General features: G+C 70.4%; 19 protein-coding genes and 9 pseudogenes. 19 read left to right on the forward strand and 9 right to left on the reverse strand.

Annotated elements, in window-relative coordinates:
- The first annotated feature begins 102 nt into the window (after window positions 1-102).
- On the forward strand, window positions 103-486 hold the full coding sequence (locus ABTY04_RS36155; RefSeq protein WP_352217715.1) for a transposase: 384 nt from the start codon (window positions 103-105) through the stop codon (window positions 484-486).
- Window positions 487-690: 204 nt separating this feature from the next.
- On the opposite strand, the gene ABTY04_RS36160 is transcribed toward ABTY04_RS36155, so the two are convergent.
- A complete protein-coding gene (locus ABTY04_RS36160; protein WP_352217687.1) occupies window positions 691-1,311 on the reverse strand; it encodes a DJ-1/PfpI family protein in 621 nt (206 codons plus the stop codon).
- Between the two features lie 70 nt (window positions 1,312-1,381).
- Between ABTY04_RS36160 and ABTY04_RS36165 the strand changes: the two genes are divergently transcribed.
- Window positions 1,382-2,335: a helix-turn-helix domain-containing protein gene (locus ABTY04_RS36165; RefSeq protein WP_352217688.1), complete on the forward strand. Its 954-nt coding sequence runs from the start codon at window positions 1,382-1,384 to the stop codon at window positions 2,333-2,335.
- Window positions 2,336-2,371: 36 nt separating this feature from the next.
- Here ABTY04_RS36165 and ABTY04_RS36170 read toward each other — a convergent pair whose 3' ends face one another.
- Together ABTY04_RS36170 and ABTY04_RS36175 are read right to left on the reverse strand one after the other, a co-directional pair.
- Window positions 2,372-3,061 (reverse strand): response regulator transcription factor, encoded by a 690-nt coding sequence (locus ABTY04_RS36170; protein WP_352217689.1) that lies wholly within the window; start codon window positions 3,059-3,061, stop codon window positions 2,372-2,374.
- Window positions 3,062-3,132: 71 nt separating this feature from the next.
- Window positions 3,133-3,513 (reverse strand): annotated as a pseudogene (locus ABTY04_RS36175) (helix-turn-helix domain-containing protein); the annotation flags it as partial.
- A gap of 228 nt (window positions 3,514-3,741) precedes the next feature.
- Between ABTY04_RS36175 and ABTY04_RS36180 the strand changes: the two are divergent.
- From ABTY04_RS36180 to ABTY04_RS36225, 10 genes and pseudogenes are all read left to right on the forward strand, one after another.
- Window positions 3,742-4,113 (forward strand): DUF2255 family protein, encoded by a 372-nt coding sequence (locus ABTY04_RS36180; protein ID WP_352217690.1) that lies wholly within the window; start codon window positions 3,742-3,744, stop codon window positions 4,111-4,113.
- 81 nt (window positions 4,114-4,194) lie between these two features.
- Window positions 4,195-5,232: an alcohol dehydrogenase catalytic domain-containing protein gene (locus tag ABTY04_RS36185; protein ID WP_352217691.1), complete on the forward strand. Its 1,038-nt coding sequence runs from the start codon at window positions 4,195-4,197 to the stop codon at window positions 5,230-5,232.
- Complete coding sequence (locus ABTY04_RS36190; protein WP_352217692.1) at window positions 5,229-5,408, forward strand: hypothetical protein; 180 nt, start codon at window positions 5,229-5,231, stop codon at window positions 5,406-5,408. Before ABTY04_RS36185 ends, ABTY04_RS36190 begins: the two co-directional genes overlap by 4 nt.
- A 9-nt stretch (window positions 5,409-5,417) precedes the next feature.
- A complete protein-coding gene (locus tag ABTY04_RS36195; protein ID WP_352217693.1) occupies window positions 5,418-6,029 on the forward strand; it encodes a carboxymuconolactone decarboxylase family protein in 612 nt (203 codons plus the stop codon).
- Window positions 6,026-6,865: an SDR family oxidoreductase gene (locus ABTY04_RS36200; protein ID WP_352217694.1), complete on the forward strand. Its 840-nt coding sequence runs from the start codon at window positions 6,026-6,028 to the stop codon at window positions 6,863-6,865. Before ABTY04_RS36195 ends, ABTY04_RS36200 begins: the two co-directional genes overlap by 4 nt.
- A 70-nt stretch (window positions 6,866-6,935) precedes the next feature.
- Window positions 6,936-7,623, forward strand: a pseudogene (locus ABTY04_RS36205) (aldo/keto reductase).
- Window positions 7,624-7,670: 47 nt separating this feature from the next.
- A pseudogene (locus ABTY04_RS36210) lies at window positions 7,671-8,088 on the forward strand ((R)-mandelonitrile lyase).
- Window positions 8,089-8,317: 229 nt separating this feature from the next.
- Window positions 8,318-8,548 (forward strand): hypothetical protein, encoded by a 231-nt coding sequence (locus ABTY04_RS36215; protein ID WP_352217695.1) that lies wholly within the window; start codon window positions 8,318-8,320, stop codon window positions 8,546-8,548.
- Window positions 8,549-8,665: 117 nt separating this feature from the next.
- Window positions 8,666-9,341 (forward strand): annotated as a pseudogene (locus ABTY04_RS36220) (SDR family NAD(P)-dependent oxidoreductase); the annotation flags it as partial.
- A gap of 61 nt (window positions 9,342-9,402) precedes the next feature.
- Window positions 9,403-9,624, forward strand: coding sequence for a CsbD family protein (locus ABTY04_RS36225; protein ID WP_352217696.1), 222 nt, complete (start codon window positions 9,403-9,405; stop codon window positions 9,622-9,624).
- 590 nt (window positions 9,625-10,214) lie between these two features.
- On the opposite strand, the pseudogene ABTY04_RS36230 reads toward ABTY04_RS36225, so the two are convergent.
- The 5 genes and pseudogenes from ABTY04_RS36230 to ABTY04_RS36250 form a co-directional block, all read right to left on the reverse strand.
- A pseudogene (locus ABTY04_RS36230) lies at window positions 10,215-10,901 on the reverse strand (class II glutamine amidotransferase).
- A gap of 505 nt (window positions 10,902-11,406) precedes the next feature.
- Window positions 11,407-11,754 carry a PRC-barrel domain containing protein gene (locus tag ABTY04_RS36235; protein WP_352217697.1) on the reverse strand — a complete coding sequence of 116 codons (348 nt, stop codon included), beginning with the start codon at window positions 11,752-11,754 and terminating at the stop codon, window positions 11,407-11,409.
- Window positions 11,755-12,137: 383 nt separating this feature from the next.
- The gene (locus ABTY04_RS36240; protein WP_352217698.1) at window positions 12,138-12,578 is read right to left on the reverse strand and encodes a hypothetical protein; all 441 of its coding nucleotides are present in this window, start codon (window positions 12,576-12,578) and stop codon (window positions 12,138-12,140) included.
- A 383-nt stretch (window positions 12,579-12,961) separates the two neighbouring features.
- A pseudogene (locus ABTY04_RS36245) lies at window positions 12,962-13,155 on the reverse strand (hypothetical protein); the annotation flags it as partial.
- Window positions 13,156-13,657: 502 nt separating this feature from the next.
- On the reverse strand, window positions 13,658-13,972 hold the full coding sequence (locus tag ABTY04_RS36250) for a hypothetical protein (RefSeq protein WP_352217699.1): 315 nt from the start codon (window positions 13,970-13,972) through the stop codon (window positions 13,658-13,660).
- Window positions 13,973-14,152: 180 nt separating this feature from the next.
- On the opposite strand from ABTY04_RS36250, the gene ABTY04_RS36255 reads away from it, so the two are divergent.
- From ABTY04_RS36255 to ABTY04_RS36280, 6 genes and pseudogenes are all read left to right on the forward strand, one after another.
- Window positions 14,153-14,287 carry a hypothetical protein gene (locus ABTY04_RS36255; RefSeq protein ID WP_352217700.1) on the forward strand — a complete coding sequence of 45 codons (135 nt, stop codon included), beginning with the start codon at window positions 14,153-14,155 and terminating at the stop codon, window positions 14,285-14,287.
- Between the two features lie 90 nt (window positions 14,288-14,377).
- Window positions 14,378-14,926, forward strand: a complete 549-nt coding sequence (locus ABTY04_RS36260) for a hypothetical protein (protein ID WP_352217701.1) — start codon at window positions 14,378-14,380, stop codon at window positions 14,924-14,926.
- Window positions 14,923-15,725, forward strand: a pseudogene (locus ABTY04_RS36265) (NAD-dependent epimerase/dehydratase family protein); the annotation flags it as partial. The gene ABTY04_RS36260 and the pseudogene ABTY04_RS36265, both read left to right, overlap by 4 nt.
- 130 nt (window positions 15,726-15,855) lie before the next feature.
- Window positions 15,856-16,116 (forward strand): hypothetical protein, encoded by a 261-nt coding sequence (locus tag ABTY04_RS36270; RefSeq protein ID WP_352217702.1) that lies wholly within the window; start codon window positions 15,856-15,858, stop codon window positions 16,114-16,116.
- Window positions 16,113-16,867 (forward strand): annotated as a pseudogene (locus ABTY04_RS36275) (metallophosphoesterase family protein). The gene ABTY04_RS36270 and the pseudogene ABTY04_RS36275 overlap by 4 nt, the downstream one beginning before the upstream one ends.
- A 20-nt stretch (window positions 16,868-16,887) precedes the next feature.
- Window positions 16,888-17,070 carry a hypothetical protein gene (locus ABTY04_RS36280; protein WP_352217703.1) on the forward strand — a complete coding sequence of 61 codons (183 nt, stop codon included), beginning with the start codon at window positions 16,888-16,890 and terminating at the stop codon, window positions 17,068-17,070.
- A 158-nt stretch (window positions 17,071-17,228) separates the two neighbouring features.
- Here the strand turns inward: ABTY04_RS36280 and ABTY04_RS36285 are convergent, their stop codons facing one another.
- Complete coding sequence (locus tag ABTY04_RS36285) at window positions 17,229-18,056, reverse strand: YhjD/YihY/BrkB family envelope integrity protein (protein WP_502996791.1); 828 nt, start codon at window positions 18,054-18,056, stop codon at window positions 17,229-17,231.
- Window positions 18,057-18,188: 132 nt separating this feature from the next.
- Between ABTY04_RS36285 and ABTY04_RS41320 the strand changes: the two are divergent.
- A pseudogene (locus ABTY04_RS41320) lies at window positions 18,189-19,256 on the forward strand (glutathione S-transferase C-terminal domain-containing protein).
- Window positions 19,257-19,300 lie beyond the last annotated feature (44 nt).

The following is a 19,300-nucleotide window of genomic DNA, read 5'->3' on the forward strand; positions in this document are numbered from 1 at the left end:
ACGGGGCTATCCAGGACGGCTCAGACGCCGTAATCACACTAGCCACACCAAGATCATCTCACCCGTGACCAGCAGTTACGGGACAACCCTTAGGGCCTACCGCTGGCCGTCGCAGTGTCCGGCGCCAACCTGCACGACAGCCAGGCGTTCAAGCCGTTGATTCTCGGTATCCCCGCCGTCCGCTCCCGGCGCGGACCACGTTGGAGGAAGCCGGTGAAGGTCCGCGCGGACAAGGCGTACTACTCCGCAGAGCACCTCCGCTGGCTCCGCAGCCGGAACCGCGTCCCGCGGATCGCCCGTCCCGGTATCGAGTCAGGCGAGCGGCTCGGTCGGCACCGCTGGAAGATCGAGCGGTCGATCTCCTGGCTCTTCGGCTACCGCCGCCTCACCGTCCGGTGCGAACGAAAAGGCAGCCACTTCCTTGCCTTCCTCGGCCTCGCCGAAGCCCTGACCTGCTACAAGAGACTCGCGGAGCTCACCACGTGAGACATCCTCTTATGCCTCTTCAGTGGATCCTGAGAGGCGGCCAACTTGCCGCATTGAACAATTGCCGATCCAGGCGGAACAGTGACGCACACCCGCGGGTCGACAGCTATCTGAACCTGGATCCGGGGGCTTCGGCGTAGTCGTCTGACGCCCGGTTCGTGGCGGCCTGTCGGCTCTGTACGGGCTCCGTCCGCCCCTGGCGCCTCAGGCCCGCGTGGCCGTCCACACGTACTCCATCTGGCGGGCGGTGCGACGGGCGAGTCGCTCACCGAAGAGCCGGCCCACGATGTGCAGGCTGGCGTCGATGCCCGCGCTGATTCCCGCGGAGGTGACGATGTCGCCGTCGTCGACCCACCGGACGTCGGTGCGCAACCGGATGTCCGGTCGGCGCCGGGCCAGCTCTTCCTGGTCCTCCCAGTGGGTCGTGGCCGGACGGCCGTCCAGAGCCCCGGTGGCGGCCAGCAGGAAGGCCCCGGTGCAGATGCTGAACGTCAGTACGGAAGTCTTCCGGCGCCGGGCGAGCCAGTCGATGACCTCCGCGTCCGTCTCGACCGCCGTGGTGACGCCGCCGGGGATCACCAGCACGTCGAAGGGCGGATCCTCGTCGAGGGTGTGGTCCGCGACGATCCTCAGTCCGCCACGGGCACGGACCGGCCGCTCGGTCGCCGCGACCGTCAGTACGCGCAGCAGGGGCTCGTCGGAGGCGGTGCGGGCCAGTCTGCCGGCGGTGCTGAAGACCTCGAAGGGGCCTCCCATGTCGAGGACTTCGACCTCGTCGAAGACGAGCATGCCGAACGTCAGCGGAGCAGCGGTGTCAGGTTCCATGCCACCAGGATCGAGCCTCGCGGACACTCCCGACAGTGTCGGAAACGGCACCTGTCGCTAGGATTACGTCATGCGCCACCACCGGATCGCCTGCCTCGCCTTCGACGGGATGGCCCCGTTCGAGCTCGCCACGGTCGCCGAAGTGTTCGCGGTCTCCCGGCCGGAGCTGGACGTGGACTGGTGGTACCGGTTCGAGTTGTGCGCCGAGACACCCGGACCGCACCGGGTCGTGGGCGGCTTCGACATCGTGGTGCACCACGGCCTCGGCCGGCTCCGGCATGCCGACACCGTCATCGTCCCGGGAGTCGCGGACGTGCGCCGCGACGTCTCCCCGACGGTCCTGAAGGCGCTGCGGGACGCCTCCGCACGAGGAGCGCGGGTGGTGTCCATCTGCAGCGGCGCGTTCGCCCTGGCCGCCGCGGGCCTGCTGGACGGGAGGGAGGCAACGACGCACTGGCGGCACGCCCGTCTGCTCCAGGAACGCCATCCGGAGGTGACGGTGAACGCGTCGGTGCTCTACGTCGACCACGGCTCGGTCATCACCGCCGCCGGTACCGCCGCCGGCATCGACGCCTGCCTGCACCTCATACGCAAGGACCACGGCGCCGACGTCGCCGCCCGGGTGGCGCGCCGCATGGTCGTGGCCGCACACCGCGAGGGCGGCCAGGCCCAGTTCGCGGAACACCCGGTGGGCAGAGCGCCGGCCGACGACCCGGTCGACAGCGCCGTGCGGTACGCGCTGGACAACCTCCACCGGCGGCTCGCCGTCGACGAACTGGCCGGCGTCGCACACCTGTCGGTGCGGCAGTTCGAACGCCGCTTCGTCGACGCGACCGGTCTGTCGCCGGGACGGTGGATCACGCACCAGCGGATCCGGGCCGGCGCCGCACTGCTGGAGTCCGCGGACTATCCGATCGACGTCGTGGCCGGCCGTGTGGGTCTGACGGTCGCGGGCTTCCGCCGCCACTTCCGGGAGAGGATGGGCGTCAGCCCCTCGACCTACCGGCGTCAGTTCCGGCCCTGACCGGCAGCCCTTCCGCGCCCGATCCGGTCGCTCCGTTCAGAGCAGCCCGTGGTCGCGGGCGTACAGGGCGGCCTGAGTGCGGTCGCGCAGGCCCAGGCGGCCGAGGATGCGGGAGATGTGGTTCTTGACGGTGTCTTCGCTGAGGAAGAGCCGGGAGGCGATCTCCCGGTTGGCCGAGCCGCCCGCGATCAGGCGCAGCACGTCCACCTCGCGTGCGGTGAGTGCCTCGGCCGGGCCCGGACCTTGGTGGACGGGTGCCGGCTCCGGAGCGGGAACCGCCGGGCCGGGGCGGTCAGGAGCGGCTGTCAGGGTGGCGGCGAGGCGGGCCATCACCGAGGTGTCGAGCTGGGCGACACCGGCGTGGACGAGGCGGACGGAGCGGGCGAGTTCGGCGGAGGGGAGGCTCTTGAGCAGGTAGCCGACGGCGCCGGCCGTGAGCGCGCGGGCGACGTATGCCTGGTCGTCGAAGGTGGTCAGCATGACCACTCGGCGAGGGCGGCGGTGGTGTCGATGCCGTCCATGCCGGGCATCCGGACGTCGACCAGGGCGACGTCCGGCCGGTGGGTGACGGCGGCCACCGACGGCCTGTCGGCCGTCGGTGGCGGTGGCGACGACGGTGACGCCCGGCTGGATGCCCAGCAGGGAGGCGATTCCTTTCCGCACCAGTTCCTGGTCGTCGACGACCAGGACGCGCACCGGCGCCCCGGGATCCTCGGTGCCGCTCATCCGACGCTCCCCGCGAGCAGCGGGCGGCGCGGGACGGTGACGGTGACCACCGCTCCGCCGGCTGCCCGGAGATTCGGGCGCACGGTTTCCAGCAGCAGCTTCAGGTGCGGGCGCACGGTGCGGCTGGGAGCGGGGGCGGCCTGGGGTGCGTAGCGGGCGGCGCGGACGGCGAGGTCGCGCAGGTGCTGGTGCTCGGCGTCGTCGAGCACCAGGGCGCGGGCGAGAGCGTCGATCACGGCGGGGCTGGGGCGGGTTTCCTTGCCGCGTTCCAGGCGGGTGTAGTAGTCGATGCTGACCCCGGAGAGCGTGGCAAGCTCCTCTCGGCGCAGCCCGGGGGTGCGGCGTACGCCGGGGCCGGGGGTGAAGCCGGCGGACTGCGGGCTGGTCTGGGTGCGGCGGGCGCGCAGGGAGCGCCCCAGTTCGTCTCCGCCGCTGTGCTGCTCGGGTGCCATACCTCCACTCTCCTTCCTCTCCCGGGGCGGCACGCCTGGCGAGGGGGCCCTGTGGTACCCCCCCGCTGGTCACCCCCTGGCACATCTCGGCCTACCTGGGGCAGCCGAAAGGGGGCAGGTTTGATCGTGTCGCCTCATGTTCGAGTGACCGCGACGGTGAACGTGGTCAGCGGCAGCACGGGACGGCAAAGCCTGTCCCTGGGCTCCGCGCACCGGAAGGGAAGAACGATGGCGGACTGGAACGGCACGGACCTGGACAGGGTCGCCGCAGCCGAAGAGCTGGACCTTGCCTCCGAACGGGCTAACGGCATGCTGCGGGATCCGGTGACCATGTGGGTGGTCCGCTCCGGCGACCGACTGTACGTCCGCTCGGTCAAGGGCACCGACGGCCCCTGGTACCGGGGCACGCAGTCCCGTCACCAGGGCCGTAGCGAGGCCGGCGGCGTCCGCCGCGACGTCACCATCCAACCGGCCGACCCCGGCGAGTACGCGGGCGTGGACGCCGCCTACCGGGAGAAGTACGGCCGCTACACGAGCATCGTCGAGCACGTCCTGACCGACCGGGCCCGCGCCTCCACTCTGCGCCTCGAACCGCGCTGACTCCATCGGCCGCCCCACCAGCGAGACGGTCATATCCCCAGTTCACAGAGCTGCCGCAAGCGACGAAAGGAAATATCTTCCATGCGTGCCACTTTCATGTACGGCCCCGGCGATGTACGGGTCGAGAACGTTCCCGAGCCGCGGGTCGTCGAGCCCACGGACGCGGTCGTCCGGATCACCCTGGCCTGCGTGTGCGGCTCCGACCTGCACCCCTACCACTCGATGGACAAGACCGACGAGGGTGCGCCGATGGGGCACGAGTTCCTCGGTGTCGTGGAGGAGACTGGCTCCGAGGTCCGCGGTCTCAAGCGCGGTGACTTCGTGGTCTCCCCGTTCGCGTACGCGGACAACACCTGCGCGATCTGCCGGGACGGTTTCCACACCGCTTGTCCCCGCGGCGGCTGGTACGGCGTCGGCGGCGTCGGCGGGGCGCAGGCCGAGGCCGTCCGGGTGCCGCAGGCCGACGGCACTCTGGTGAAGATCCCCACAGATGTGGACACGGCGCTGCTGCCCTCGCTGCTGGCGCTGAGCGACGTCTACCTCACCGGCTACCACGCCGCCCACATGGGCCGGGTCGAGTCGGGCAAGACCGTGACCGTGATCGGCGACGGCGCGGTGGGCCTGTCCGCCGTGCTGGCCTCGCACCGTATGGGTGCGGAGAAGATCATCCTCATGGGCCGCCACACCTCCCGCACTGACCTCGGCAGGGAGTGGGGTGCCACCGACGTCGTGGCCGAGCGCGGCGAGGAGGGCATCGCCAAGGTGATGGACCTGACCGGCGGCGAGGGCTCCCACGTCGTCCTGGAGGCCGTCGGTCTGATGCCCGCCTACGAGCAGGCGTACGGCATCGTGCGCCCCGGTGGAATCATCTCCCGCGTCGGCGTCCCCCAGTACGAAGAAGCACCGGTCGGCTTCGGGTCGCTGTTCGGGAAGAACGCCGGCCTGGCCGGCGGGCCCGCCCCGGTGCGCGCCTACCTGGAGCCCGCGATCGAGGACGTGCTCGCCGGCCGGATCGACCCGGGCCGGGTGTTCGACGCAGAGGTCTCCCTGGACCATGTCGCCGACGCGTACAAGGCGATGGACGACCGCAGCCGCCTGAAGGTGATGGTGCGCCCGTGACTGCCACCGGCAAGCCGAACGCCGCCACCGCCGCGCACGGGCGGCTCTTTCCTGGCCACGTCTCCACCCTCGCCGTCACCGATCCGGAGCTGATCGAGTACTTCGACGACTTCGCCTTCGACGAGGTCCTGCGGCACACGCAGGAGGTGCTGGAGTCCACCCGGCTGATGACGTAGCTCGCGCCGGTGATCGCCGTCGGCGCCCTCGCCGAGTTCAGGGTGATGCTCGGCGCCGCCCTCACCGTCGGTGTCACCCCGGTTCAGGCGAAGGAGATCGTCTACCGGGCCGTGCCGTACGCCGGCATGGTCCGGGTCTTCGACTTCCTGCACGCCACCAACGAGGTGCTCACCGACCGCGGTGTCGAGCTCCCTCTGGAGGGCCAGTCCACCACCAGCCTGGACACCCGGAGGGAGCAGGGCCTGGCGGTGCAGAAGCGGATCGTCGGCGAGAAGGCGGTGGACGCCATGTACGCGAACGCCCCCGCTGACGAGCAGCACATCCAGCGGTTCCTGAGCGGGAACTGCTTCGGCGACCACTACACCCGCACCGGCATCGACGTCCCCGTCCGTGAGCTGCTGACCTTCGCGATGCTCGCCGCTCTCGGTGGCGCTGAGGCCCAGGTGAAGGGACACGTCGTGGCCAACGTGAACGTCGGCAACACCCGCGCCACCCTGCTCGCCGTGCTGACCGGCCTGCTGCCGTTCATCGGCTACCACCGCACCCTCAACGCCCTGGCTGCCGTCGGCGCCGTCACCCCGGCCGACACCGGCCCGACCACGAAGAAGGATCACGCATGACCACCCGTACCTGGCTCATCACCGGCGTCAGCAGCGGCTTCGGCCACGCCCTGACCACCCAGCTCCTTCAGCGCGGCGACACGGTGATCGGCACCGTCCGTAACCTGGACAAGGTCGCCGGCCTGGCCGAGAAGTACCCCGACACCTTCCGTCCGGAGATCCTCGACGTCACCGACACCGCCGCCGTGCGCAAGACCGTGGACGGGGCGTTCGCGGCCGGCCGGGTCAACGTGATCGTCTCCAACGCCGGTTACGGTCTGTTCGGGGCCGCCGAGGAGATCAGCGACGCCCAGGTCGACCACATCGTCGCCACCAACCCCACCGGCTCCATCACTCTGATCCGCGCGGCCCTGCCGCACCTGCGCGCCCAGGGCGGCGGCCGCATCATCCAGATGTCGACCTACGGTGGCCAGGTCGCCCTCCCCGGCAACTCCCTCTATCACGCGACCAAGTGGGGCATCGAGGGCTTCGCCGAGTCCGTCGCCCAGGAGGTCGCCCCGTTCAACATCGGCGTGACGATCGTCGAGCCCGGCGGGGCGCGTACCGAGTTCCGCTACGGCAGCGCCCAGGTCGCCGACCCCATCGACGCCTACGAGGGCAACTCCGCCCACGCGTTCCAGGCCATGCTCGACCCCGCAGGCGGCCTCGCCCCCGGCGACCCGCAGCGTATGGCCGCCCGCATCATCGAGTCCGCCGACACCGAGCCGGCCCCGCTGCGGATGGTCCTCGGCTCCCAGGCCCTGGACTCCACCCTCAGTGTGCTGCGCAGGCGGATCGAGGACTTCGAGACGCAGCGCGAGCTGGCGGCCTCCACCGACTTCCCCGCCGGAGAGTAGCCGCCCGCCCCTGTGCAGGCGCCTGATCGCGCCGATCACCCGAGTTCAACCCGTCAGGAGAAGCACGACCATGAAGCACATCAAGCTGGGTGACCTGGACGTCTCCCGGATCGGTCTCGGGGCGATGGGCATGTCCCACGGCCTGACCGGCGCCGGCACGGATGACGCGGAATCCATCCGCACCGTGCACCGGGCCATCGACCTGGGCGTCGCCCTCATCGACACCGCCGAGATCTACGGCCCCTACGCCAACGAGAACCTCTTGGCCAGGCCCTCAGAGGCCGCCGCGACCAGGTCGCCCTCGCCACCAAGTTCGGCCTGATCGACCACGCCGGGGCCGGCGTGTGGAACCTGAACTCCACCCCCGCCAACATCCGCACCTCGGTCGAGGGGTCGCTGAAGCGGCTGGGCACCGACCACATCGACCTGTACTACCAGCACCGCTTCGACCCGAACACCCCCATCGACCCCCGCTTTACCGGCGAGAACTTCCAGCGCAACCTGGCCCTCACCGACGAAGTCCAGGCCATCGCCGCCCAGGCCGGCGCCACACCGGCGTAGGTCGCCATCGCCTGGCTGCTGGCCCAAGGCGACGACATCGCCCCCATTCCCGGCACCAAGCGCGTGGCCCGCGTCGAGGAGAACACCGCCGCCGACAGCCTCCAACTGGCCCCCGAGGTCCAGGCCAAGCTCTCCAGCCTTCCCCGGCTGCCGGTGGCACCCACACCGAAGCCGGCCTGGCCATGCTGGAACGCTGACCCGACTTCTCCCTCACCCCCTCCCGCAGGAAAGCAAGGAGCATCCCGTGGAGTTCGTCCATCCGCAGCACACCGGCAAGGGACCCGAGGACTGGTTCAACGGGGACGTGTGGTTCGGCGTCATCCACGCCGTCAGGAACCCTCCCGCCTGCGCGCCAACATGGTGCGCTTCGCGCCCGGCGCCCGCACCGCCTGGCACCACCACGCGGTGGGGCAGACCCTGCACGTCGTGGCCGGTGTCGCCCTGGTCGGCACCCGCGACGGGGTCGTCTTCGAGGCACACCCCGGCGAGACGGTGACCTGCTCGCCCGGCCAGGAGCACTGGCACGGGCCACCGAGGACCGCTTCATGCAGCACCTGGCCCTGTGGGACGCCACCGCACCTGACGACGACCGGCCCGAAACCACCTGGCTGGAGCACGTCACCGGCGACCAGTACAACGCCAAGCGCACCCGCAGCCACTGACCGCTTGAGCCCGCCATCGTTTGAAGACAGGTCAGGACGGCCATGAGCCAGCGCCCCGTGCCCGTGGATTGCCGTCCCCGCTCGCCGAGTCGGCCGCTGGCGCCACCGCGGGCTGGAGCCGGTTGGACGAACCATCGGTCCGGCCACCGCTGTCGAAATTCACGCCCGCAGCCATGCATGGCAGCAGGCCTGGCGGTCCGGGTACATGGAATGCGGGTATGTACGGTCCATGGCATCGAAATTCCGTACGAAGGACGGCGGCGAAGTCCGCGTCGGAGACAGGGTGTGGGCCCAGGTCTGGCAGGAGAGCGACAACAACCCCTGGCTCATCACCCAGCACCCGCTCGACAAGACCCACCTCATCCTCAAGGAGATCGGCGGCACCGAGGAACGCGTCCACCACCCGGCCGACCTCGCCCTCTACTACTACGCCAACCGGCAACCGCCCAGTGGCGGATGAGGTGGGCCCCCTCAAGCGAGCGCCGCAAACCTCATCCCGGTGCCCCTATTTGTCCATGAGCTGTAGGACGAACATGCCCCTCCCCTCGTAGCGTAGAGACCATGACTGGAGGGGAAGTTGGGAGTCATGGCGGGGGCCGCGCTGACTCGGATGCTGCCCCGGGATTCGGGGCCCATCGTGCAGGTCGGATCCGTACTCGCCGAACGCGCGATACCCCTGTAGTCGGCGTACTGCGGCGCCAAACACGCCGTCCAGGGCTTCACCTCCGCTGTGCGCACCGAGTTGCTGCACCGTGGCAGCCGGGTGAGGGCGACGGTGGTGCAGCTGCCGGCCGTCAACACTCCGCAGTTCACCTGGGGATTGTCGCGTCTGCCGCGCCGCCCACAGCCCGTGCCGCCGATCCACCAGCCGGTAGTGGCCGCGCGCGCCGTCGTGCACACTGCCGACCACCCCGGGCGCCGCGTGTACTGCGTGGGTGGCGCGAGCTTGGCCACGCTGCTTGCCAACCGGCTCGCACCGGGCTTGCTCGACCGGTACCTGGCACGGACTGGGTACGCATCCCAGCAGACCGCCGAGCCGGACGGTGAGGCCCGCCCGCACAACCTGTGGAGCACGCTCGACGGCGATGCGGGCCGGGACTTCGGGGCGCACGGGGGGTTTCGACGACCGCACTCACCCGCGCTCTCCGGAAGCGTGGGCCGCGCGACACGCGCGACCGCTGTGGACCGTGTCGACGACGGTGACGGCCGCGGTGTTGCTCGGCCGGCGTCACCGGCGGACCGCGCACCGATGAACGGCGCCAGGGGGCGGCGGCCCGTTCACGGATTGGGAGCGCGGTTCGCGGGCAGGCGCCTGTGAGCGGCAGGAACCGTCTTGCCGCGGCATGGAAGGCAGTGATCGTCATGGGTGGCAAGGACAAGGCCCGCAACATGGCCGAGAAGGCCAAGGGCAAGGCCCAGGAAGCCGCTGGCAAGGCCACGGGTGACCGGCCGCTGGAGACCAAGGGGAAGGGCATGCAGGCCAAGAGCGACCTGAAGCAGGCCGGTGAGAAGATCAAGGACGCGACCAAGCACTGAACGGCGCGTCCGCCCGTCGCGTTCGACACGGTAGGTGCAGACGGTGTGTGCGATGCCCGGGTCCCCTTCGCGGGTGATGTTCGCGCGGTGGGGGTCGGGGCGGATCCGGACGGTCCGAGCCGCCCGGCCACGGCCGGGCGGCGGCCGGTGGGTGGAGGGTCGAAGAGAAGGAGCCGCCGGGCGCGGTCGATGGCGTCGGCGGTCGGTCTCGGCCTGCGGCAGGTCGTTCACTCGTCCCCGTTTACGGCCGCCGATCGGGGAAACCCGCCTCGTATGACACTTCTCGAACCCGCGATCGGGACGGCAGTGGACACGGGGCCCAAGCCCCCCTCCCCTGCGGCGCCACCGGAGCCTGCCGAGCCTCCTGGCCCTCCGGAGCCTGCCGAGCCGCCCGTGCCGCACGATCCGTCGGCGCCACCCGGTGCGCCCACCCCACCGGCCGAACCGCCTCGCCCGGATGGGCCCGGACCGGCCGCTCCCGAGCCGACGCCAGGACACCCCCACCCGCCGGAACCGCCCGACTGAGCCGCTGGCACGGACGTGCGGGGTGTCGTCCCCCCGCCCCCGTGCTCGCACCGCGGACCGCGACGTCAGCCCGGTTCCGGGAGAAAGGGGAGGTAGTCCGGCTCCGGCCCGGACGGGATCACCGCACAGCTGGCCTCGGGAAGCTCGTTCCACATCCCGGGCAGGTCTCCCAGCGGCTCGGACACCATGATCCGGGTGTCGTCGGAGATCTCGTGGAGGTAGCCGAGGTCCGGGTGCGAGTGGCGGACGGTCTCGGCACGGCTGCTGTGGAACAGAGACCGGGACGCGCCTGATTGGAGTATCGGAAGGTCCAGACCCGCTGCCCGTCGCTGACCGCCACCGTCATCTGGAGCGGCTCCGGCACGCCGTGCGGCCGATGGTGGCACAACGGATCCATTGCGGACTTCCACCGGCTGCAGCGGGACCTGTGCATGGCCGTCGATCCGGCGCTCTTCCTGTGCATCGCGTGACGGAACGGGTGGCAGTTGGTCTGCTGTACGGCCGAGCCCGTCGATCGAGGCGCGCACGTGCGCGAAGAACAACGGAGAGCGGACGTGCGCTGCGAGCTGCCGCAGGTTGCGGTTGTTCCAGGCCGGTGCGGTGTCCCGGAAGACCGCCGGTGTGCCGTCACCGTCCGCGCTGTACCAGCCGATGCCGAAGCCGTCGTCATTGGTCGCTTCGACACCCATCCGCGCACGGAGGCTCTGGTTGATCAGCGAGTGCTCCGGGCGGTAGAGCACGGCATCGAGCAGTAGGGGCGAACCCGACCGAGTGAGCGAGTCAGCGACACATCCGCACCATCCTCCCTTTGCGGCCTACTCCTCGCCCCGCTCCGGTACCGGCCCCCCTCTCCTGCGCTGAGCGCCGCGTACGCGTGACAGGCCTGCGGCGGCCGACGGCAGCTCGGGCGCCTACCGCCGCCGTCGGCCGACGAGCACCGCGGTTCTGCGGCACCAGCCGATCAGTCACGGGAGACTCTCAGGGTCTGATGCCTCGGCGCAGTGTACGCAGCCGGTGATCCAGGCGCCGGTCGGCGGACAGGTCCCGCTCGATGTCGTCGAGAAGAATCAACCGCTCATGCCGAGAGAGCTCTGGGCCGTCCATCACGAAGCCCCCTCTCCTCCTGTCTCTGCCCTTCGCCTCCCTACTGGGCGGCTACCCGAGCCGTGACCACCCAAGCATCACGGCGACCCGTCCGCTCGTCGCGCGGGCCGGTGCGTGGTTCCTGGACGGTCCCGCTACGGGCCGGCGATGCTCCTACATGTGGCCGTAGTACCGGGCGAACTGCTCCAGATAGCCGGGCTCACCGCCGTACTTGGCCCTGTCGAGCTCCGGGGCACCCTTGATCTGCTCCTTCGTCCGGCTGACGTAGACCTTCTCCTCGACGGTATCGATGCGCTCGATGACGCCGGCGGGAAGCAGCACCTCCTTGCCGAAGATCCAGGCACCGGTGTTGACGACGATGTGGGATGCGTCGACGTCTTCCGAATGCTTGTCGATCTTTCCGATGCCACCGTCGGCGGCCTCCACCTTGTAGCCGACGAGGTCGATCCCCGTCCGGAATCCCGAGCTCGGGTGGTAACCCCAGATGCCTTTCTCACTCATGGCTCAGCCCTCTCCGTGCCTGGTGACTACCGCGTCACCGTTCCTCAGGCGCCTCCCCTGAAAAGCCGCAGGTACACACCGGCATGGACGGCCGTGCCCATCGGCCCCGGTCACCGGGAGCGAGGAAGTCGTTGCGGGCGCGATGCTGGGGGTGTTACCCGGACCATCCGATGACCGCCGGAGCCCGGACCGGCTCCGGGGGTGTTAGACGACACTCTGCATGGCGATGAAACGGGGTGACGGCGACACTCTCGTTGTGCACAGGCCGTGTCTGTGTCTGGGTTCTGATGGTTGCTTCGTGTGCGACGACACCGTGAGCACGAAGAAACTCGTGCATAACCGGCAGGCGGGGCCACTGGCTACCAGGCTCCAGCCTCAGAGAATCAGTTCGTGGAGTCCCATTCGTCTGAGGTCATTGGCCTGGTGTCCGGGTAACTCCGTTGGATCTCACTCAGCACCCACGCATCGGCTGTGCGGACATCCCAGCTGGAACTGTCGAACTCCCTCAGGGTCAGTACGAGTTCGTTGCCCGCATAGCCCTCGAACTCTCCATCGATCGCCTGGAGGTAGGGCGCGTCCATGGCCAGCAACTCAAGGGTGGGGATTCCGGTGCCTGCTGAAGCCTTCATCATCCGAGCGAACGCCGGGTGTGGCTGCTCATCGAACATCTGAGCTTTCCATGTCAGCCCGAGTCCGTAACTCCCCAGTCGGACCAGAAGCTCAGCCAGGGTGACGTAGCGGCGATCAGCCAGGCGGTCCGAGTGAAGGGCGTCGTCCCGCCAGGCCGCAAAGGTGACCATCTGCATGGTGGACATTTCAGTCATGACCTCAGCAACCTGCTTCGATCTCGGAGAGTCACTACTTCCAGCTCTTCCATTGTCCGAGTTCGCATCATCCAGACGAAACGGATTAGGTCTCGACCTGGTCCGGAGCACAGCAAGCCAAACAGGGCGCCCAGGTGATCGGGCGAGTCGAGCATGACCGGCGGTCCGTTTGGAGAGGTTCCGGCTGATCGTTGCAGGTCAGAGGTCCAGCGCACCTTCGGTGCGTGCCGGGGGCGTGGTAAATCCCGTGGCGCGCGCTGGGGGTGCTTCTGTCCGCTCTGACGGGGCCTGTTGCCGGTCCGGGATGGTGGTGGGGTTCGTTCCGGCCGAAACCGATATGTCTGTGATGCCTGTGAGCTCGCAGGTCAGCGTGGTACTGGGTGCGACCCGCGGGTGTCGGCGAAGCAGATCGCTTCCACCCCGCGTGCGCCGACGATGTCGATTCCTTCGCCGAGGACGCGTACGGAGGCGAGGACGCGCGGTGTACGTGGCGTCCGTCGGCGTCGATACCGCCTGCGAACTGGCGGATGGTCTCGCGGCGCTCGGCTACGAGGTGGTCGCCGTACAGCCACGCGGCGGTCGAAGACGCCGGAGAAGAGCATGCGTAGGTACTGGATGCCAAGGTCGTAGTACCAGTCGATCCCGGCCCCGGCCAGGACCGTGCTCATGTTGCCGAGGCCGGAATAGTCGGCATCGATTCCCGGTTCGCGGGGGAGGGGGCGGTCTCTTCGGAGTCAGTGCCCGGACCGGTCCTGCTTGCCCGCACGTCGATGAGCCGCCGTGTTCGGCGTCAGCGCGTCGCCCCCATCGCCGTCGCCCCGGCTGGGGAACCCGGTCTCCTCCGCCTCGCGGCGCGACTCGCGGTCTCCGCTTCTCCGGGCGCCTTGGAAGGCGGGGTCGTCACCTCATGACGCCGCTCGTGCTCGCTCATTTCCTGTTCCTTCCCTCCGTCTGGTGTCACCGACCCTCCGTCTGGTGTCACCGACGCCGCTCGCCCCGGCGGCGGCATCGTCCGTGACCGGCCGTCTGCCCACCAGACGTGCCCCTGTGCCGGCAGGCACCCCGTGTCGTACCGCCCCTCAGTCCGGCTCAGTCGCGATGCGCAGGGCCAGTGCCTGCAGGATCTCCTCGGTGGACGTCTCGGGATGCGTCTCCTCGTAGGCGTCCGCCACCACCTCGAACGCCAGGATGAAGCCGTTGATCAGCGAATTGACGGGTCCCGAGACCTGTTGCAGCACGGACAGGCTGATCTCAGCCGCGTCCGCCTCGACGGGCACCGTGAACCGGTCCGGGGTCACCTCGCCGAGCAGCTCGGAGATGTAGTCCGCTCCGACGCCGCCGCGCAGGCCCACCAGCGCCGCGATCGTCTTCAGCCTCGTGTCGTCGTCCGTCATGGCGCGGACCCGTCTCGCCCGGCCGGCCGGTCGTAAGTCATGATCGGGCGCCTGCCCGTTATCCCCGTGTTCATGCCGTCGACGGGGACCCCGCCCCGTCGGGGTTTGTGCCGGGTGGCCGCGGGCACGCGCCAACCGAACCCGGAGACCCGGAAAACGGCCCCCGAAGTGGGAGCCCCCATGTCAACGAGCACGCTCGTCGCGATCGTCGTCCCGCCGGCACTTGTACGGATCGCCCTCTCGGCAGAAGCGGAAGGCGGGCGCGTGGTCGCCGACCGGTACTGGTCGTTCTTCAGCCGCCTGCCGGCCACCTAGCGGATCGGACATGCCATGAACGCCCAGCCCACCCCCACCCCCTCAGGAGCACGATCCCGCACGGCGTCCCCTCCGGACCCACAGCGCCTCGTGGCGGTCTATCTCAACGACCACCTCGCGGGCGCCGGCAGCGGTGTCTCCCTGATCCGCCGCATGGCCCGGACCCACCGCGGTACGCCCGCGGGGCCGCCCCTGGCCGAGCTCGCCGCGGAGATCGCCGAGGACCGGGAGAGCTTGCGCGAGTTCATGACCGCTCTCGACGTGCCCGCGCAGTGGCCCAGGGTCGCCGCGGGCCGGCTGGCGGAGAAGGCGGCCAGGCTCAAGCTCAACGGCCGACTGGTGAAGCGCTCACCCCTGAGCGACGTCCTCGAACTGGAAGCCATGCGTCTCGGGGTCGAGGGGAAGGCGTCCATGTGGCGGTCGCTCAGGGTCCTCGCGGTCACCGACTCCCGCCTGGACCTGGCCGCCGTCGACCGGCTCCTGGCCCGCGCGGGGCGGCAGGCGTCCGCACTGGAGGCCTTGCGGGTGGAGGCCGCGCGGCGGACCTTCGCCACCCCTGCCGTGGCCCCTGCCCCGGCTCGCGCCCATGGAAGGTCATCCCGCCACGGCGTGCCGGGAAGGGCGCGGTGGGCGTCATGAGGGTCGTCACCGGAGCCACCGGCAATGCGGGCACCAGCGTGGTGCGAGCCCTGGACGCCGACCGTACGGTCACCGACGTGCTCGGCGTCGCCCGCCGGCTGCCGGACCTCCGCACCCCGGGCGTGCGCTGGGCCGCGGCGGACGTCGACCCCGGCCACGAAGGGCTGACCGAACTCTCCGCGGGCGCGGGCGCGGACGACGTCGTCCACCTCGCCTGGAAAAGCATCCCACCCACGACCCCGTCGTCACCTGGCGGACCAACGTGCTGGGAAGCATCAGGGTCTTCGAGGCCTGCGCCCGGGCCGGGGTGCAGGTCCTGGTGCACGCCTCGTCGGTCGGCGCGTACTCACCGGGCCCCGCCGACGGGCGCCCCGTCGACGAGTCCCGGCCCGCCCACGGCTGGCCGGGCGCCGCATACACTCGCGACGAGAAGGCTTACCTGGAGCGCTACCTCGACGGCTTCCAGCTCGCCCACCCCGACATCCGGCTGGTGCGGATGCGACCGGCGTTCCCCTTCAAGGAGGAGTCGGCGAGCGAACAGCGCTGGATCTTCGCCGGCCCGCTCCTGCCGTGGCGCCTGATCCGGCCGGGGCTGCTGCCCGCGCTCCCCGCCATGTCCGGCCTGCGTTTCCAGGTCCTGCACACCGACGCTGCCGAGGCCTACCGGGCAGCCGTCGTACGTCCGGTCCACGGCCCGTTCAACCTGGTGGCCGACCCCCTGCTGGACACCGCCGCCATCGCAGCAATCCTGCACACCCGTACGGTGCCGCTCCCCGCGGGCGCCGCCCACGCCGCGGCCTGACGCATGCACGTCGTACCGGCCGCCCCCGGACTCCTCGACCGCCGCCACCGCGACCAGCCCCTGCCCGAGCCCCTCCTCTACCCCCTCGAACGCCTGTGCGTGATCGGGCCTCGAAAGCAGGCCCGCCATGACGACGCACAATCCCACGCTGCCCGAGTACCGGGCCCAACACCTTCGTGACCGGCTCGCGCACGAGGACATCGCCGAACGCGGGGTCTGCGTCGAGTTGGGCGGCAACGCGGTCGTCGTCTGGGGACCGGTCTCCAGACCGGGCTGCCGCGGGACGGTCCTGAGGATGGCCGCGGAGGCCCTGCACCCGCTGGCGTGGTGCCACGACCTGACCGTCGTCAGCGCACGCCTGCCCGACCGTGAGGAGGAACTGCCGTGATCCGTGTGGCGGCGGTGGGGGACATCCACCTGGCGCCAGGCAGCGAGGGGTCCCTACGACGTGCCTTCGAGACTCTCGGCGACCACGCCGACCTGCTCCTCCTCGCTGGTGATCTCACCCGCCACGGCACCCCGCAGAAGCCGCCGTCGTTGCCGGTGAGGTCGCCGGCCTGCCCGTGCCCGTGATGGCCGTCCTCGGCAACCACGACCACCACGGCGACCGGCCGCAGGAAGTCGCCGCCGTTCTCGCCGCGGTCGGCGTCACCGTTCTCGAAGGGGAAGCGGCCGTCCTCGATCTCCACGGCACCACCGTGGGGGTGGCGGGGGCCAAGGGCATCGGCGGAGGGTACGCCGGTCGCCGCGCCAGTGACTTCGGCGAACCCGAGATGAAGGCCTTCATGCGGCACTCCCGTACGTGTGCCGACGGGCTGCGCCGCGCGCTCACCGACCTGGCGCAAGCCGGCACCACTCTGCGGATCGCCCTGACCCACTACTCGCCGGTCCCGGACACCCTGGTCGGCGAGCCGCCCGAGATCCACCCGTTCCTCGGCAGCTACTTCCTGGCCGAGGCCATCGGCGAGATCGGTGCCGACCTCGCCGTCCACGGACACGCCCACCTGGGCACCGAGCACGGGATCACGGCCGGCGGGGTCCGGGTCCGTAACGTGGCCATGCCCGTCATCGTCCGGGCGTACGCCGTCTACCAGCTCACTCCCCGCCCGCCCGGGCCGCAGGGAGTCCCGTTTCACTGAACGCGTGAGGAGCAGCCGCCATGAAGGGTATGGAACACAAGCGCGAGGAGCCCGGCACCGGCCGCGAGGAGCAGGTGCAGGAACACCCCGGCCCGGACCCGGTACACCCCGAGGCCAGCAAGCCGGTGCCCGGCAGGACCCCCGAGGAGCTGAGGCGGCGGCAGGAGCGGGTCATGACCCACGAGCCCGACGAAACGGAATGACGGCCGCGGCCGCCCCTCAGCGCACCGCCTGGCCTACATGGGGTCCATCTTTGCTCATGACCAGTCCTCGGGTGTGAGGCAAGTGTGGGCTCTCCAAGCCAAACAGCGCCGAGCCGCACGCCACCGCGGCCCGGGGCCGGCCCCGGTGCGGGCCGCCCTCAGCCGTTCCGGTCCGCGGGGCTCGCGCGGCGCAGCAGCTCGTCGTGCAGCAGCCTGCCGACGAGCGCACCGCCGAATACGACCACGCCGATGCCGACGAGCCAGGACTGGACGACGAGGACGGTTCCGAAGGGGCCGTAGGTGACGGCGCTGGACGCGATCAGCGGTGAGAAGACGAGATGGGAGAAGATCCGCAGGCCAAGCAGTCCGAGCATGGTGGCCACCGCGCCGGGCAGCAGGGCCGTCCAGGGAACACGGCCCGCCAGCAGCAGGCGCTGGGACCACCAGAAGAACAGGGTGCCGATCGCGACCGTGACGTAGCCGCGGGCGGGGGAGTCGCGCCAGGGCGGGGAGACCGCCGACAGGTAGAGCACTCCGACCAGTACGCCGAGCCACAGCACGTGCCGCCACTTGGCCCACCAGCGGGACGGGGGCAGGTCCCAGATGCTCTCGTAACCGCTTTGCAGAACGGTTCCGAAGGACAGGCCGAACACGGTCAGCAGCGTCAGGCCGAACGCTGTCGTGGTCCGCCAGGCCCGGCCGGGCAGGGCGAAGAGCTGCTCGATCTTCAGCTGGGCGGACGCCGATACGCCGAGCCCGTCACCGAGCCACTGCGCGAAGCCCTGCCCGTTGGCGGCGTCCGCCGCCGAGACGACGATCAGCAGCGGCACCAGTGTCAGGAACCCGAGGGCGGCGAACCCGAGCGAGCGCTGCCACAACCCCAGTTCCCGAACGCGCACCCAGCGGCGCCCCGCCCGGATACGGCGGACCGCGCTGTGCACCCGCCTGACGGGCGAGATCCAACGGGGACCCTCAGGGCCGCTCATCCCGGCCCCGTGCCCGTGCGCCGCACGGCACTCATACCTCGCGGCTGTCCCGGACAGGCCGTCCTAAACCCCGCGAACCCCGCGCGCCCGTCGCCGCCGAATGTGGGGCGGCCCGGCGGGTAGGCGCCGGACATGGCCCACCTCGTCGGCGACAGCACCCTGTCCCTGCTCTCCCGTGGCTACGCATGGTTGCCGGACCTGCGCCGCCGCCGAGCGGGCGGCCCGGTCCGCACCCGGCTGGTGGGCAAACCCACGCTGGTGCTGACCGGCCCGTCGGCGGTGGACTTCTTCTACGACGAGCGCCACGTGCTGCGCGAGAGCGCCCTGCCCGGGCCCGTCCTCGACACCCTCTTCGGTCGCGGCGCCGTACACACCCTCGACGGAGACCGGTACCGGGTCCGCAAGGACATGTTCGTCTCCCTGCTCATGTCCGAGGGAGGCGTCGCCTCCCTCACGGACCGGTTGTCGGCCCAGTGGCTGCCAGCCGTCGACGGCTGGCAGGACCACCAGGTCGTGCTCTTCGATGAGATCGCCCGGGTCCTCGCGGACGCCGTGTGTGACTGGGCCGGCATGCCCCTCGGGCCGATGCGGCTTGTGCGATGGCCGACGACTGCGTGGCCATGGTCGACGGCTTCGCCGGCGTGGGCCCCCGCCACTGGCGCGCGGGTGCACCCGACCTCTACCCGCGGCCGCAGCGTGCGGAGATCGACGAGGTCATGGCGGACATCTACCAGGACGTCAACAACGGCGTGTACCGGGCCGGTTTCGCGACCGAGCAGAGCGAGTACGAGGAGGCGTACGGGACGCTGTTCCGGCGCCTCGACCAGCTGTCCCGACGCCTGGCCGACCGCCGCTACCTGGTCGGGGACCACATCACCGAGCGGACATCAGACTGTTCACCACGACGTCGTCTACGACGGACGCCTCAAGTGCAACCGCTCGAAACTTACCGAGGACCCGGTCCTGTGGGCGTACGCCCGGGACCTCTTCCGGACGCCCGGATTCGGGGACACGGTGGACTTCGACCACGTCAAACGCCACTACTGCCGCGTGCACAGCGGCGTCAACCCGACCGGGATCGTACCGGTGGGACCGGATCCCTCCGGCTGGCTCGCCCCGCACAACCGCGAGCGGCTGGGCGGCACGCCGTCCGGCGACACGGGGACAGCACCGGACATCCTTCCGTCCACCCCGGCATAGCGGAGATGTCGCTGCCACCGGTCCATATGCCGCCCCGTCGCACC

The organism is Streptomyces sp. NPDC097981 (assembly GCF_040302565.1).
Classification (GTDB): Bacteria; Actinomycetota; Actinomycetes; order Streptomycetales; family Streptomycetaceae; genus Streptomyces.